Origin of the sequence: Saccharophagus sp. K07 (assembly GCF_014336955.1) — a bacterium.
In the GTDB taxonomy this organism is placed as follows: Bacteria; Pseudomonadota; Gammaproteobacteria; order Pseudomonadales; family Cellvibrionaceae; genus UBA5868.
Genome location: NZ_QRAI01000001.1, coordinates 14,806 through 30,410, shown reverse-complemented (window position 1 = coordinate 30,410; position 15,605 = coordinate 14,806). Strand labels below are relative to the sequence as shown.

At 52.5% G+C, this 15,605-nt stretch carries 14 protein-coding genes; all 14 read right to left on the bottom strand.

What is annotated here, in order from left to right; all coding sequences use genetic code 11:
- Positions 1–32: 32 nt before the first annotated feature.
- The 14 genes from glgB to prfB all read right to left on the bottom strand — a co-directional run bounded on the left by glgB (position 33) and on the right by prfB (position 15,496).
- On the bottom strand, positions 33–2,219 hold the full coding sequence (gene glgB / locus DWB84_RS00150; RefSeq protein ID WP_187408883.1) for a 1,4-alpha-glucan branching protein GlgB: 2,187 nt from the start codon (positions 2,217–2,219) through the stop codon (positions 33–35).
- Positions 2,220–2,350: 131 nt separating this feature from the next.
- Complete coding sequence (malQ, locus tag DWB84_RS00145; protein WP_187407746.1) at positions 2,351–4,471, bottom strand: 4-alpha-glucanotransferase; 2,121 nt, start codon at positions 4,469–4,471, stop codon at positions 2,351–2,353.
- 350 nt (positions 4,472–4,821) lie between these two features.
- A complete protein-coding gene (locus DWB84_RS00140) occupies positions 4,822–5,586 on the bottom strand; it encodes a YbgF trimerization domain-containing protein (protein ID WP_187407745.1) in 765 nt (254 codons plus the stop codon).
- 19 nt (positions 5,587–5,605) lie between these two features.
- On the bottom strand, positions 5,606–6,112 hold the full coding sequence (gene pal, locus DWB84_RS00135) for a peptidoglycan-associated lipoprotein Pal (protein WP_187407744.1): 507 nt from the start codon (positions 6,110–6,112) through the stop codon (positions 5,606–5,608).
- Between the two features lie 51 nt (positions 6,113–6,163).
- On the bottom strand, positions 6,164–7,444 hold the full coding sequence (tolB, locus tag DWB84_RS00130) for a Tol-Pal system beta propeller repeat protein TolB (protein WP_187407743.1): 1,281 nt from the start codon (positions 7,442–7,444) through the stop codon (positions 6,164–6,166).
- Positions 7,441–8,268, bottom strand: coding sequence for a cell envelope integrity protein TolA (gene tolA, locus DWB84_RS00125; protein WP_187407742.1), 828 nt, complete (start codon positions 8,266–8,268; stop codon positions 7,441–7,443). The genes tolB and tolA overlap by 4 nt, the downstream gene beginning before the upstream one ends.
- Positions 8,269–8,275: 7 nt before the next feature.
- A complete protein-coding gene (gene tolR, locus DWB84_RS00120) occupies positions 8,276–8,701 on the bottom strand; it encodes a protein TolR (RefSeq protein WP_222867966.1) in 426 nt (141 codons plus the stop codon).
- An 8-nt stretch (positions 8,702–8,709) separates the two neighbouring features.
- Positions 8,710–9,399 carry a protein TolQ gene (tolQ, locus tag DWB84_RS00115; RefSeq protein ID WP_187407741.1) on the bottom strand — a complete coding sequence of 230 codons (690 nt, stop codon included), beginning with the start codon at positions 9,397–9,399 and terminating at the stop codon, positions 8,710–8,712.
- A 339-nt stretch (positions 9,400–9,738) separates the two neighbouring features.
- Entirely contained in the window at positions 9,739–10,785 is a 1,047-nt protein-coding gene (gene ruvB, locus DWB84_RS00110; protein WP_187407740.1) for a Holliday junction branch migration DNA helicase RuvB, read from the bottom strand.
- A gap of 18 nt (positions 10,786–10,803) precedes the next feature.
- Positions 10,804–11,421 carry a Holliday junction branch migration protein RuvA gene (gene ruvA / locus DWB84_RS00105; protein WP_187407739.1) on the bottom strand — a complete coding sequence of 206 codons (618 nt, stop codon included), beginning with the start codon at positions 11,419–11,421 and terminating at the stop codon, positions 10,804–10,806.
- Entirely contained in the window at positions 11,418–11,939 is a 522-nt protein-coding gene (gene ruvC, locus DWB84_RS00100) for a crossover junction endodeoxyribonuclease RuvC (protein WP_187407738.1), read from the bottom strand. Before ruvC ends, ruvA begins: the two co-directional genes overlap by 4 nt.
- Positions 11,940–12,107: 168 nt before the next feature.
- Positions 12,108–12,791, bottom strand: coding sequence for a uracil-DNA glycosylase (gene ung, locus DWB84_RS00095; protein WP_187407737.1), 684 nt, complete (start codon positions 12,789–12,791; stop codon positions 12,108–12,110).
- A 78-nt stretch (positions 12,792–12,869) separates the two neighbouring features.
- Positions 12,870–14,360, bottom strand: a complete 1,491-nt coding sequence (gene lysS, locus DWB84_RS00090; protein WP_187407736.1) for a lysine--tRNA ligase — start codon at positions 14,358–14,360, stop codon at positions 12,870–12,872.
- A 40-nt stretch (positions 14,361–14,400) separates the two neighbouring features.
- A protein-coding gene (gene prfB / locus DWB84_RS00085) for a peptide chain release factor 2 (protein WP_187407735.1) occupies positions 14,401–15,496 on the bottom strand; the annotation gives its coding sequence in 2 pieces (ribosomal slippage) (positions 14,401–15,423 and positions 15,425–15,496; 1,095 coding nt in all).
- Positions 15,497–15,605: the final 109 nt, after the last annotated feature.

Here is a 15,605-nt window from a genome sequence, read left to right as displayed (position 1 = left end):
ATACACAAGACGGAATAAGTTGACTGGAAATTCTACTCGAGCACGAACACCAGCGTTGCCAGCGGCGGTAAGGTGAGGCTTATCGACCACTGCCGGCCGTGGCTTTCCACTGCTTCGGCTAAACAGCCACCGGCATTGCCACGATCTTCGCCGCCGTAAATTTTTGCGTCGGTATTGAGCAGTTCGCGATAGTAACCGGGCGCCGGTACTCCCATGCGATAGCCGCTGCGTAGAACCGGCGTCATATTGGTAACGATCACGACGGGAGCGGAGCCTTCGGCCTTGCGCATATAAGCAAACACGGAGTTGTGGCTATCGTCCGCGTCGATCCACTCAAAGCCCTTCGGATCGCAGTCGTGATAATGCAATGCTGGGTATTCACGATAGAGCCGATTGAGATCCTGAACTAAACGCTGCACACCTTGATGCAGGTGGATGTCCAGCAAATGCCAATCCAGGCTGACATTGTGATTCCACTCTTTGCCCTGCGCAAACTCGCCGCCCATAAAGAGCAGTTTTTTCCCAGGGTGCGTCCACATATAGGTGAAATACGCGCGCAGATTGGCGAATTTTTGCTCTCCCGTTCCTGGCATCTTATCGAGCAGCGAACGCTTGCCGTGCACCACTTCGTCGTGGCTGAGCGGGAGAATAAAGTTTTCGTTGAAAGCGTACAGCAGGCTGAACGTCAGATCGTGGTGGTGATACTGGCGGTAAATGGGGTCGTAGGACATATAGCGCAGGCTGTCGTTCATCCAGCCCATATTCCACTTGTAACCAAAACCAAGCCCGCCCACGTGCACCGGATGCGACACCCCCGGCCAGGCAGTGGATTCTTCGGCGATCATCATGATGTCTGGAAAACGCTCGTAGACTTTCTGGTTCACACGTCTGAGCAGATCAATGGCTTCCAGATTCTCCCGGCCGCCGTAGGCATTGGGAATCCACTCGCCCTGTTTGCGGCTGTAATCCAGATACAACATGGAGGCCACCGCATCGACGCGCAGGCCGTCCACATGGAAACGATCCAGCCAGTAGAGCGCGTTGGAATACAGGAAATTTGCGACTTCGTGGCGACCGTAGTTGTAGATGTAAGTGTTCCAGTCCGGATGGAACCCCTGACGGTCGTCGGCGTGCTCATACAAAGGTGTGCCGTCAAACCGCGCCAACCCGTGGCCATCAGAGGGGAAATGCCCGGGCACCCAATCGATCAACACGCCGAGACCCGCTTGGTGGCAGCGGTCGACGAAATACATGAAATCCTGCGGATCACCAAAACGGGAAGTCGGCGCGTACAAGCCGACGGGCTGATAACCCCAGGAGCCGTCAAAGGGATATTCACTGACCGGCATCAGCTGCACATGGGTAAATCCCATGCTCTGCACGTAAGGAATCAGTTGCTCCACCAATTCACGGTAGGTGAGATATTCCTCCGGATTTTCCGGATTGCGGCGCCACGACCCCAAGTGCACTTCGTAAATGGAAATCGGGCGATCCAAGGCCGATTGATGACGGCGATTGGTCATCCACTGCTCGTCGCCCCAGCGATAATCGCGGGTATCCACCACTTTGGATGCGGTGCGCGGCGGGCGCTCCGCGGCGAATCCCACGGGGTCGGACTTGTGCGGTAACAAATGGCCGTCACGATTTTTGATTTCGTATTTGTAGAGCGTACCGGCAGTGAGATGGGGAATAAAAATCTCCCACACGCCACTGGGGATATGCTTGCGCATCATGTGCTGGCGGCCATCCCAGAAATTGAAATCGCCCACCACTGACACTCGGCGGGCGTTGGGGGCCCAAACGCAAAAGCGCACGCCGGGCACGCCATCCACTTCCATTACATGCGCACCCAACCAATCGTACAGACGCTCATGACGGCCTTCGCCGAAAAGATAGATATCCAATTCACCAATAGTGCTGCCGAATCGATAAGGATCTTCGCGCACCACCACATGTTCACCATAGGTCACACGTAAGCGATAGGGGAAACGCGATTCCGCCTCGATCAAACCAACAAAAATACCGTCGCGGACTTCGTGTAAGGTGCCGAGCACGCCATCGCCAGAAGCTTCAATCACATCCACTGCATTGGCGCCGGGCAAAAACACCCGCAACACATATTGGCCTGGTCCCCACTCGTGCAGGCCCAACAGGCCAAAAATATCCTCGCAATCGGAATAAATCAGGGAATCAACTTGTGCAGGAGAAAGCAAAGCCAAGTCGTTTATCACAATGTGTTTTCCTTATCGTTCTTATCACCCGGAAAGGATCCAGGACACCTTCCCAGCATCGCGCCGGAACGCGTTCAGTATTTCAGCTATCCGGGTGTTGGTTAATCTGAAAGGAGCGTTTAACTTCGCTCCATGGCAATCGCGCGCAACAGAGATTGCACACGCTCTTCGGAAAATAACATTTCCAACGGCACCGCCAGCTTGCGCTGCCAATTGGGGTATTGATAACTGGTGCCTGGCACATTGACCGGATCTTCCAGCAACTCCAGGTCCTCCAGTTGCACGACAAACAGCTGCGAGCTGCATTTGCTGACGCCGTGCAAGAGCGTCGCGGCAAAAGCCTGCGTCATGGGTCCGGCGAGCAATTCCGCGAATTCCTCGCGTTTCACCAATCCCAAGTTGGCCAGCCACTCCAACAGGCGCAGTTTTTCCATATCCCGCTGCACCGACACTTCCTCGTAACCAACACCGTCCTCTAACAAATTCAGCTTCGCGCGCAACTGCAGATCGGAACCGATCCACCAACTCGCGATGGTGGGCACGTCGTGATTTGTCAGCATCGCCAGTGAATGCGGTTCGTATTGCTCTGGCGGACGGAATTGACCGTCGTGCAGTTTTTCAAAATAAAACAACTTGTTAGTGAAAATATTCGCGTTGATCAAAGCTTCGCGAAACTCTTGCGGCACCACCCCCATATCCTCACCGATTACGACGCATTGATTGCGTACGCTCTCTAACTTAAGGAGGCCGAGCATTTCTTTGAACGGGTAATAAATATACGCACCGTAGTCCGCAGTTTGCCCCGGTGGACACCACCACAACCGCATCAGCGCCATGGCGTGGTCAATTCGCAAGGCGCCGCAATGGGCCATATTGGTCCGCAACAAGTTAATAAAATGCGCAAACCCCGTAGCCCGCAAGGTCGCTGGGTCCATTGGCGGCAGCCCCCAATTTTGCCCTTTTTCCGCCAGCGGATCCGGCGGAGCACCCACCGCCGCCGAGCGGCAAAATAAATGCAGATTAGTCGTTACTTCAGCGCCGCCGCCATCCGCGCCCACCGCCAGATCGCGCATCAAACCGACTTTCATACCTTTGTCGTGGGCAAGGCGCTGGCAGGCTTCGAGTTGCGCGTCCGCCAGCCACTGCAGATAAGCATGGAATTGAATCTGCTCCGCGTAACGGCTGCGGGCGCTTTCTTTTTCTTCAGCACTCAGTTGATCGATCTGCTGACCGGTTGCTTCGGCCAGAACCTGGTAGAGACAAAAGTCCTGCAGGGTAGGTCCTGCCTTCGCGACAAACTCGAGAAATTTCTGCGCTCTGGGCGATTTTTTGTCCAGCTCATTGGCGACAAACACCGCGTACATTTCCCGAAATACCGACATTTTGGTGCTGTAGACGGCGGCGTAAGGCACCTTGTCCTGGGCGCGCAGACGAACCAAGATTGGCAGCATATCACCGGGTTTCTTTTGGTATTCGGGTTCGACTTCCGGATCTATATAGAGCGGATTGAGAAAGCGTCGATCAGACGGGCTGTAAGGACTGCAGTGATTTTCCACCGGAATCCGCAGCGCATGCAGAGGATTCAGCCCGATCATATCGGCGCCCGCCGCAGCGGCTTCAGTAATCAATAATTTCAGATCGGTAAAATCGCCGATTCCCCAGTTGCGGGCAGAGCGCAATGTGTACAACTGGACGATGATTCCCCAGGGATGCTTTTCCTCAGTCACCCATTCCGGGGTATAAGCCTGAGACGGCACCACTACGAACTGCGTTTCCATGGACGCACCGGAATCCGACACCATGATGACGCGCAGACGGTGATAGCCGATTGGCACCTCGTGCACTCCAATGGCGCGTCGAGAATATCGCGTGCCCTCATAAAGGTAATCACCGACCTCTGGGCAATCCGCTGCGACAAACTCACCACTTCGGGTGCCACCGGACTCTAAAAAGATTTCGTAGTGAAATTTATGGGGTAAATGAGATGGCGGTAAATTGATCGTGAAGTGCGCGTTGCCCCCGACCTCAGTCATTAACATTGGTGGAAACCACGTGCGCCACGGCTCTATATCAAGAGCATATGCCTGCTCTGCTATGGCTTCGGGGGAGTCAACGTTAACTCCCATTGCCTGCAGCAAACGTTGACGATTTTCCAGCGAAACAAAAACTCTCTCCCCTCGATAGTTGTAATATTCGTCAGCTATTCCACGCCAATAAAACAACTTATCTAAGTTGTTCATAGATTCACCACCAATGGTCGGTTTTAATTATTGAGAGAATTCCTAAAGGAACAAGTCTAGCTTATCTCATGCCAACTTCTAGGGTTTGATCTCGGCCAATTTATCCCTTCGTTTCGCGAGAGCAACTGAATCCAAAACAATGCCAATTTTTTGCCAAAGGCAATACTGATTTTTGGCTAGGTATTTTTTTCACAGCCAGAGAAAAAATTACGTTTAACGCTGGAAATTTGCGAGCTCTCACTCGCGCGCAATGCTAAGCCAATTTTGAGTTGCAGAGTGAAAAGAAAAAAAGAGAACGCGCAATTCGCGCCCATAAAATCAAATGCGCGAATTGCGAACAACCGGCGTGCTTAAAAGTTTTGCTGCAGAAAATCTTTTGCCAAACCTGCTGCGGCTGAATTGGTACTAGCAACCTCTTGCAGCATTTTTTTGGCTCGCTCCAGCTGCCCTTCTTCGAAATAGAGCTTTGCCAATTTGAATTTGGCCTCAGGCGTCTTTTGATGATTGGGGTGTTGATCAATCAACTGCTGAAACCAGCGTTTTGACTGCTGCGAATCATTTTTTTGCAAACTGATCTGACCCAACCAGTAAAGCGAATTCCCCGCGTAATGACCAGCCGGAAAATCCTTGAGATATTGCTGAAGCGCGGCAGAACCACCGTCGAAATCCCGCTGCTTCAACACCAGGTCTATGGCAGTGCGATACGCGGCTAATTCATTGGCCTGGGCGCCATCCGCTACCGGAAGCTCTGCAGCGGTCTCTCGCGCAACATCCAGCGACCGGGAGGTCGATGCTGACGGTACGACGGGCTGAGACGGCGCACTTCCCGACAACTGACTCAAACGGCGATCCAAATCCAGATAATCATCCATTCGCTGCTGTTTCAATTGACGCAGTTCGAACGACTGCTGCTCAACCAATCCGCGCAATTCGAGTACTTCCTGCTGCAACGCTTGGATTTGGAAAAAGATCTCTGCCTGAGCGGCAGCATCGGCGGGTGCTGGTGCGGAACGCGGTTGTGGGGATGAAACTCGTCCCCCAATAGGTTGGGAGTCGATGATTTGAACTTGTGCGTTCGCGAAAGGAACCGCCATCACGAGGATGGCGGTTAGCATATGTTTCAGCATTTAAAGCTTATCGATAGAACAGTTCTACACGACGGTTTTTAGACCAGGAAGACTCGCCGCTGCCAGAAACTGCAGGACGCTCTTCACCGTAGCTGACAGTTTCAATGCTGGAGCTGCTGACACCTTGGAGTACCAGGAAGTCGCGCACGGCATTAGCACGACGCTCACCCAGAGCCATGTTGTATTCGCGTGAACCGCGCTCGTCAGCGTGACCTTCCAGACGAACAGAGCGGCTTGAGTTGCGAGCATATTCAGCGTGAGCGATCAAAGCTGCGCGAGCTTCAGGCAGCAACACTGCTGAATCGAATTCGAAGTAGAACACAGTCGCCAGATCAGCAATGGAATCTTCACCGCCATCGACGTCCACACCGCTGGACTGAACGCCAACACCAGAAGTATCAGTGCTAACAGAACCAGCATTTGGATCTTGTTCAACTGGTTTGTTGCTTGAGCAGCCTACCATCAACCCCATTACCACGGCCAACACAGCGAAAGACTTAATTGACTTCAACATTTTTTGTAACTCCCAAGTGAGCATGAAATAAATAAGAAACAACTCGATAAATTATTTAGCAAACGGAGACCAAGCCGGTTCCCGTACATCCCCCTGTTTCGACGGTAGGCGAAACTTCACACCTGCATCCATGGAGACCGCGGCCAATACACCCTTATTCTGGTGCTGCGTAGCATATAGTAACATAGCCCCGTTTGGCGCGATGCTCGGTGATTCATCTAACCATGTTTCCGTAAGAATGCGCATGTTACCAGTTTTCAAATCCTGGGAAGCGATGTGGAAAATGCCATCTCTACGATGAACCATGATCAAAGTTTTGCCATCGGGTGACAAACGCGGACGCGCGTTGTAATCCCCTTCAAACGTCAGTCTCTCAACCCGACCGGTAGCCAGGCTCACCTGATAAATCTGCGGGCTGCCTCCCCTATTGGAAGTAAAGATCAGGGAGCGGCCGTCCTGCGTCCAATTCGGTTCTGTGTCGATGGCAAAATGATCAGTGACACGACGCAACTGGCGAGTAGCGATTTCCAAAGTATAGAGCTCCGGATTGCCATCTTTCGACAAAACCAGCGCCAATGACCGATCATCCGGCGACCAGGCCGGCGCGCCGTTCAAGCCAGTGAAATTGGTCATTTGGGTGCGCTTACCGGTGGCCAACTCCTGAATAAAAATCGCCGGTCGAGATGTTTCAAAGGAAACATAGGCAACTTTGGAAAGATCGTTAGACCAAGCGGGTGACAGCAACGGCTCGCTGGAAGAAAAAAGCACTCGGTCGCGAGCGCCGTCAGCATCGGCGTAAATCAATCTATAACGACCCGGTCCCGGGCGTTTCAAATCTTCCACATAGAGAATCTTGGTGCTGAATGCGCCGCGAATACCGGTAATAGCTTCATAAACAGCATCGCTTACCGCGTGCGCAATATCGCGCAATTGGCTGTCATTCCCTGCCACTTGTTTTTGAAATACCTTGCGCTGCGACAGTACATCATAGAGTTCAAATTGCAGTTGGTATCGACCCGCCGTGTTGGTCATTTGTCCTATCACCAGGTAGGAAGCGCCGAGCATACGCCAATCGCGGTAAAACACTTCCGCCTGGGTTTTCGGCATGGCCAACATATCGGTTTTGGGGATCGGACGGAAAAAGCCGCTGCGCAACAGATCGGCAGAGACGATGTCCTGAATATCTTCCGACAAGCCCTGCGCCCCGCCAAAGGGCACTATGGCAATGGGAGTGGGATTATCCATTCCGGAGGTGATTTCGATGGTCAATCGGGCCATCGCCGGACTGGCCAACACGCTGATTAACAAGCCAACAATCCAAACAAATCTCACTGTCTCAAATCCTGCGGATTAAAATTCAATTCAAATTCACGATAGTGTCGCTCGAATACCTGTGACGGCATTTCTTTGACTTCGTCAAATTGCTCTACTTTCTTGACCGCCTGCACAGCCGACAAATCAAACGCTGCATTGCCACTGCTTTTCAGTACGTCAACACTCACTACCCGACCGGTTGGCACCAGGCGAATCAATAAAATACATTGCATGCCATTGCGCGCAGACGGCGGTCGGCTCCAATTTTGAATAACGCGTTGCGCTATAACGCTCATATAACTTTGCGCGGTGACAGCGTAGGACTGTTCCGCCAGAAGCGCTTCTTCTCGAGCCAGGGCTTCTTCAAATGCCTGCTGCTCACGCTTGCGCTGCTGCTCTTGCCGCTGTTTTTCCGCTTCCGCTTTGGCCTTGCGATCAGCCTCTTCTTTTTTACGCTGGGCTTCCGCCTCGCGCGCTTTTTTCTCCTGCTCCTTCTTTTTCTGCTCTGCTTCAGCTTTCTTTTTCTGTTCAGCTTCAGCTTTCTTTTTCGCCTCTTCCTGGCGTTTCAACTCTTGCTGTTTTTTCTGCTCCGCCAGCTGTTTCTGGCGCTCCTGCTCCTTGCGCTTCTGCGTCAAATCCACCACCTGCGGCTTGTCCGCTGGCTTTTGCGTTTTGCTCTTATCTTCTAGCGTGACTAACTGCGCCCGCACAAAATTGGGGGTTTTGATTTCGGTTTTCACCGGTTCGGGACTGAAACCAAAAAACAAAAACGCCAATACAGCACCGTGAAGACCAACGCTGACAATTGCGGGAGCGATGTATTTTTCCAGTGTGGCTTTCATCAGCCGCCTATCGCATCTTCGGCGGATCTGTCACAAGTCCGACCGATGCTGCGCCCGCCGCCTGCAGCTCTGTCATCAGCGCAACCACAGTGCCATAGGGCACTGCCGTATCACCCCACACTAACACCGGAGTGGAAGGCTTTTGGCGCAATACTTTGCTGACGGTATCGGTAATTTCCTTGAGCGGCTTTGCCGCCTGCTGATCCTGACCGAGATTCAAATAATAAGTGCCGTCTGTTTTGACCGAGACGATCAAAGGTTCATCTTCTTTGTTGTCGATAGGTGCGGATGGTGCCTGGGGCAAATCCACTTTTACTCCCTGCATCAACAGCGGCGCGGTCACCATAAAAACCACGAGCAGCACCAACATCACGTCGATATATGGAACGACGTTGATCTCAGCCATAGGTTTACGTTTATTGGGTGTCGCCATAATCGGGCCTAAGCAGCGTGAATCTGACGGTGCAGAACGGCGGAAAATTCTTCAGAAAACGTCTGGTAATTCGCCTTCAACTGCTCAGCTCGGGCAGAAAAGCGGTTATAAGCAAGCACCGCTGGTATAGCCGCAAATAATCCCATCGCGGTTGCGACCAATGCTTCAGAAATACCGGGAGCTACAGTAGCTAGAGTGGCTTGATGCACATTGGCCAAGCCGCGGAAGGAATTCATGATACCCCACACAGTACCAAACAATCCGATATAGGGGCTGACGGATGCGACACTCGCCAAAAACGGCAAATTTTCTTCGAGTTTTTCTTCTTCGCGCGCCAGTGCCACACGCATCGCGCGCTGAGTGCCCTCCATAATGGCATCTTTGTCAGTACCGGGCTGCTGGCGCAAACGGGAAAATTCTTTAAAACCGGCGCGGAAAATATTTTCCACGCCCTCTACTTTGCCGCGCCCTGCATTGCTATTCCCTTGGCGATAAAGCTGCGACAGATCTATACCGGACCAAAATTGCTTCTCAAAATTAACCAACGCCTGCTTCGCGCGCGCTTGATATATACCCCTTTGCACAATCATGAACCAGGAAACTACCGATGCGAGCAGCAACAGCGCCATAACCAGTTGCACCAGCAAACTGGCCTCGGAGACTAAATGCCAAATAGATAGAGGTTCAGGTTGATTCATGAAGATCGGGTCCTTATGCGTTTTTTAGCGAAACATCGTGAATGCGCTGAAGCATAGGTGGCGGGGCCGAGAGAAACAAGCCGGGCACCTAACGCACATTGAGTGTTTCATCCACCTGGCCATGGGTTCGCCACACTCCTGAACACACTCAGTTGCGCAAAGGTGCAACGCTTAACCTGCATGCAGGATAACAGCGATGACAAAACGCAGTTTTGAGCGTGATTGGGAAAGGGAGTTCCGTAAAATTGCGGCAGAATTACCCGCAGGAGGTGGGTCATTTGAGGCGCGCAATTTTATAGATTCCGTTATTCATCCGCCATATCTGTCACAGAAATATTTTTACATCCCCGGTAAATCGGGCTGCAAAGTTTTGGGGGGATTGAGCCCAAAGTGCTCATAGGCATATTGAGTCGCAATGCGTCCACGCGCCGTGCGCATCATATAACCCTGTTGGATCAAATAGGGTTCGAGCACGTCTTCGATAGTATCCCGCTCTTCGCTGATGGCAGCCGCGAGACTTTCCACCCCGACGGGTCCGCCGCCAAACTTTTCCATCAGGGCGAGCAGCAAGCGGCGATCCATATGATCGAACCCTTTGGCGTCGACATTCAGCATATTCAATGCGGCATCGGCAATCTCGGCACTGATCACACCATCGCCTTTTATTTCAGCGTAATCGCGCACTCGGCGTAGTAGGCGGTTGGCAATTCGCGGCGTGCCACGCGAACGTTTTGCCACCTCTTCCGCGCCGCCCAGATCCAATTTCACCCCCAGCAGATTGGCCGAACGCATCACGATCTGGGTGAGGTCGGCGACATTGTAGAACTCGAGCCGCTGAACAATCCCGAAACGATCGCGTAGCGGTGACGTCAACAGACCGGCACGCGTGGTGGCGCCGACGAGGGTGAAAGGTGGCAGATCGAGCTTGATTGAGCGAGCTGCAGGCCCCTCGCCGATCATGATATCGAGCTGATAATCCTCCATCGCCGGATAGAGAATTTCTTCGACCATCGGGCTCAAGCGATGAATTTCGTCGATAAACAAAACATCGCCCGGCTCCAGATTGGTCATTAATGCAGCGAGATCACCGGCTTTTTCCAAAACAGGACCCGAGGTGGTTTTCAGATCCGCATTCATTTCCGTGGCGATGATATTGGCGAGGGTGGTTTTGCCGAGACCGGGCGGGCCGAAGACCAGCGTGTGGTCGAGCGGTTCGCCGCGCTTTTTCGCCGCACCGATAAAAATTTCCATCTGCTCGCGCACCACGGGCTGGCCGATATAATCGCGCAGTGTCTTTGGACGTATGGCGCGATCCTGCATATCCTCGCGCGGCTTGGCCACACCATCGATCAGGCGGCCACTGGTGAATTCGTCCGGTTCGATCATCTCACTGCCCTCGCTGAATTACTTCGGCATCATGCTGCGCAATGCAAGGCGAATCAAATCCTCACTGCGCTCCACTGCCTGCTCCGCCAATACCGCATTCAGCGCTTTGGCGGCTTCGACCGGTTTATAGCCCAGCGTAATCAAAGCGCTTTCGGCGTCGGCAAACATTTGATTGCTGGAGGAAACAGCCGCTTTTACCGGTGCAGGCACAGGACCATCCGCGGCGCCGGACCAGTCGCGCAAGCGATCGCGCATTTCTACTACCAAACGCTCCGCCGTTTTTTTGCCGACCCCAGGAACCTGCACCAGCGCATTCAAGTTATTGCTCATCACACAGCGGACAAATTCGCTGCTATCCATACCAGATAAAATGCCGAGCGCCATTTTCGGGCCGACGTTACTGACCTTGATCAGCTGACGAAACAGCGCACGATCCTCTTTGTTGATAAAAGCAAACAACTGCTGGGCGTTTTCACTGACGGAGAAATGCGTATGCAAAACGACTTCGGCACCAACTTCCGGCAAGCCGTAAAAGGTGGTCATAGGTGCAAGCAACTCGTAGCCGACACCCTGCACATCCAGCAAAAGATGCGGCGGTTGTTTTTCTAGCAGAACACCTTTTAATCGCCCGATCACACCAATCTACCCCGTCGAAAATGACGCGCTTGCGTCTGATGAATCAAATTGTGTTGCGTGTTGGCGTGGCATAGCGCTACCGCCAGAGCGTCAGCCGCATCCTCCTGGGGAGCACACGGCAAATGCAGAAGCGTTTTCACCATATGCTGGACCTGCAGCTTGTCCGCCGCGCCAGTGCCAACCACGGCTTGTTTGACTTTGCGGGTTTCGTATTCGAATACCGTGAGATTATGGCTGACGCCCGCGACAATCGCCGCGCCGCGCGCCTGCCCCAATTTCAGCGCCGAGCCGGCACTCTTTGCCATAAACACCTGCTCGACCGCCATTTCCTGCGGCCGGTATTGCGCAATGATCTCGCTCACTGACGCAAAGATCACTTTCAAACGCTCGGGCAGCGTCAACTCCGCCTGAATGCGGATGACACCGCTGGCGACATAGCGCATTTTGGTTCCATTGCGCTCCACAATTCCGTAGCCGGTTTTACGCGAACCCGGGTCGATTCCCAAAATAATGCTCACGACCGATCCACCACGACTTCGGCAATATCAAAGCATCGCGCAAATTGGCTAGAAAACAAACAAGTCATAAAGCAGCGGTCCCGCCGAGGGCTGTATTCATATACAGCTTAGAGGGCCGTAGCTGCGGCGGCAACCGTTCACTGACAATTGCTGATTTTTCCCTTTGGGTCACACCCGCCAGTCGATCGGCGTTTGTCCGCGCTGCTGCAGCCATTCATTTGCCTTGGAAAAATGGCGATTGCCGAAAAATCCGCGATGCGCCGACAGCGGCGAAGGGTGTGGTGATTTCAAAATCAGATGACGGCGGCCGTCGATCAATGCACCTTTTTGCTGGGCGTAAGAACCCCACAATAAAAACACCAGCCCTTCGCGTCCCAGGTTCAATGCGGAAATAGCCTGATCGGTAAAGGTCTCCCAGCCTTTGCCTTGATGGGAACCCGCTCTGCCCTGCTCAACCGTCAAAGTCGCGTTAAGCAGCAAAACCCCTTGATCGGCCCAGGATTGCAGACAACCCTGCTGCGGCACAGGAATGCCGAGATCCTGCTGAATCTCTTTAAAAATATTGAGCAGTGATGGCGGAAACGGCACACCGGGGAGAACCGAAAAACAAAGCCCGTGGGCCTGACCAGGGCCGTGGTAGGGATCCTGCCCCAAAATAACGACTTTCACCTTGTGAAACGGCGTGGAATTAAATGCGTTGAAAATATTTTTTCCGGGCGGATAGATCACTTTACCCTGCTGTTTTTCCTGCTGCAGAAATTGCCTCAGCGACTGCATATAAGGCTTGTCGAATTCATCGTGCAGAACCTCAAACCAGGATGGTTCTATCTGAATATTTCGTTCAGTTGCCACAGCATTGATCCCCTAATACTCGTAAAAAAGGAGGCTTTTGGCCTCCTTTATTGAGATGTTATTACCTAAGGCATTACATCAGGTTTCCGGACGCATATGCGGGAACAAAAGCACATCGCGAATACTTGGAGAATTGGTCAGCAACATTACCAAACGGTCGATGCCGATTCCCTCGCCTGCAGTTGGCGGCAAGCCATATTCCAAGGCGCGAATGTAATCTGCGTCGTAATGCATAGCTTCCAGATCACCCGCATCTTTTTCCGCAACTTGCTGACGGAAACGCGCTGCCTGATCTTCTGCATCGTTCAACTCCGAAAAGCCATTGGCGATTTCGCGCCCGCCGACGAAAAATTCAAATCGGTCGGTCACAAATGGGTTGTCATCGTTACGGCGCGCGAGCGGTGATACTTCAGTCGGATATTCGGTAATAAAAGTTGGCTGTTCGAGGCGATGCTCAACGGTTTTTTCGAATATTTCGATCTGGATTTTTCCGAGACCCCAGGAATCTTTCAGCGGAATTCCGAGGCGGCCAGCAATGGCTTTCGCTCCTTCCAGATTATTGAGTTCATCCGCGGAAATTTCCGGGTTGAATTTCAAAATCGAATCAAACACGGTCAAGCGCGTAAATGGCTGAGAAAAATCGTAAGTAACCGTAATTTCGTCTTCGCCTTGCGTGCGCGTATTAACCACTTGGTTTGTTCCCAATACTTGCGCAGTCAACTGGCGCAGCATGTCTTCGGTCAGATCCATCAAATCGTGATAATCCGCGTATGCCTGATAAAACTCGAGCATAGTGAATTCAGGATTGTGACGCGTACTCAGACCTTCATTGCGGAAGTTGCGGTTGATTTCATAAACCCGCTCAAATCCGCCGACCACCAAACGCTTGAGATACAACTCCGGCGCAATCCGCAAATACATATCCATGGAGAGCGCGTTGTGATGGGTGATAAACGGACGCGCCGTTGCACCACCGGGAATAGTTTGCAACATAGGCGTTTCCACTTCGAGGAAATCGCGCCCGTTGAGATAGTTGCGAATAAATTGCACAACACGAGAGCGAATAACAAACGTGTTACGCACTTCCGGATTGGCAATCAAATCCACATAGCGTTGACGATAACGAATTTCCTGATCGGCGAGACCGTGGAATTTATCCGGTAGCGGACGCAGCGCTTTGGTGAGCAACTGGAACTGCTCCATATTCACATACAAATCGCCCTTACCGGATTTATGCAGCACACCAGCGACGCCGACAATATCGCCGAGGTCGATGGTTTTGGCGAATTCGCGCGCTTCCTTGGTGACGTACAACTGAATATTGCCGCTGCCGTCCTGCAACACCATAAACGCGCCGCGATTGCGAATGATGCGACCGGCAACACTGACTTGCGTGTTGAGAGCTTCGAGTTCTTCCTTGGTCTTTTCACCAAACTCGTTCTGCAACGCCTGGGCTTGATGCTGAGGGCGGAAATTGTTGGGAAACGGATTGCCCTGAGTACGCAACTGCGCCAATTTGGCGCGGCGTTCGGCGATGAGTTTGTTTTCGTCAAGGACTGGCTCGGTCATGGGAATACTTGCTGTCAAATAAATGAAAGGTTTGCCGATCTTACAGACCGGCTTTCAAACTGGCTTCAATAAACATATCAAGGTCGCCATCCAACACTGCCTGGCAGTTGGACGTTTGCACACTCGTACGCAAATCTTTAATCCGCGAATCATCCAACACATAGGAGCGAATCTGGCTACCCCAGCCGATATCGGCCTTGCTGTCTTCCATGGCTTGTTTTTCCGCATTGCGCTTAAGCATTTCCTGCTCGTACAACTTGGCGCGCAGCATTTTCATGGCTTTATCACGGTTGGCGTGCTGCGATCGTTCGCTCTGACACTGCACCACTATGCCGGTCGGCTCGTGGGTAATACGAATGGCCGAATCGGTTTTGTTAACGTGCTGACCACCGGCACCACTGGCGCGATAGGTATCGACGCGCAAATCCGCCGGGTTGATATTGATTTCGATGTTGTCATCGATCTCCGGCGACACGAACACGGAGGCGAAGGATGTATGGCGGCGGTTACCGGAGTCAAACGGCGATTTACGCACCAAGCGGTGTACGCCAGTTTCCGTGCGCAACCAACCGAAAGCATATTCGCCTTCAAAATGCACAGTGGCACTTTTGATTCCCGCCACTTCACCGGCGGACACTTCTTCCAATGTCGCCTTAAAGCCTTTGTGATCGCCCCAGCGCAAATACATACGCAGCAGGATTTCTGCCCAATCCTGGGCTTCCGTACCACCGGAGCCCGCCTGAATATCGAGGTAGGCATTATTGGGATCGGTCTCGCCGGAAAACATGCGCCGGAATTCCAGTTGCGCCAATTGTTCTTCCAGACTTTGAATTTCTTTCTCTACATCGGCAAGACTGGCTTCATCCTTTTCTTCCACGGCAAGATCAATCAGCTCGCCGCAGTCCGACAGTCCTTGATCCAGGGTATCGATGGTTTTTACCACCTGCTCTAAAGATGCGCGCTCTTTGCCCAGTGCTTGGGCGCGCTCTGGATCATTCCAAACATTGGGCTCACTCAGCTCGGCTTCAACTTCCGCTAAACGCTCTTTTTTGACTTCGTAGTCAAAGATACCCCCGAAGCACGTCGGTGCGTTTTTTCATATCGGCCAAGGCGTTAAGAAGCGGGTTGATTTCCATGGATGTGTCTCAAGCTGAATAAAGAAGGGTGGCGCTAAAAAAGAGGCGAATTGTACATCAATTGGTCTTGCCCTTAACAAGAGCGCGACCGGTTCGATTGTTCGGTTTT

Coding starts and splice junctions, on each gene's coding strand:
- tolR (WP_222867966.1), bottom strand. CDS start 8,701: ATGGCGACACCCAATAAACGTAAACCTATGGCTGAGATCAACGTCGTT.
- ruvB (WP_187407740.1), bottom strand. CDS start 10,785: ATGATCGAACCGGACGAATTCACCAGTGGCCGCCTGATCGATGGTGTG.
- pal (WP_187407744.1), bottom strand. CDS start 6,112: ATGTTGAAGTCAATTAAGTCTTTCGCTGTGTTGGCCGTGGTAATGGGG.
- tolA (WP_187407742.1), bottom strand. CDS start 8,268: ATGAAAGCCACACTGGAAAAATACATCGCTCCCGCAATTGTCAGCGTT.
- DWB84_RS00140 (WP_187407745.1), bottom strand. CDS start 5,586: ATGCTAACCGCCATCCTCGTGATGGCGGTTCCTTTCGCGAACGCACAA.
- tolQ (WP_187407741.1), bottom strand. CDS start 9,399: ATGAATCAACCTGAACCTCTATCTATTTGGCATTTAGTCTCCGAGGCC.
- lysS (WP_187407736.1), bottom strand. CDS start 14,360: ATGACCGAGCCAGTCCTTGACGAAAACAAACTCATCGCCGAACGCCGC.
- malQ (WP_187407746.1), bottom strand. CDS start 4,471: ATGAACAACTTAGATAAGTTGTTTTATTGGCGTGGAATAGCTGACGAA.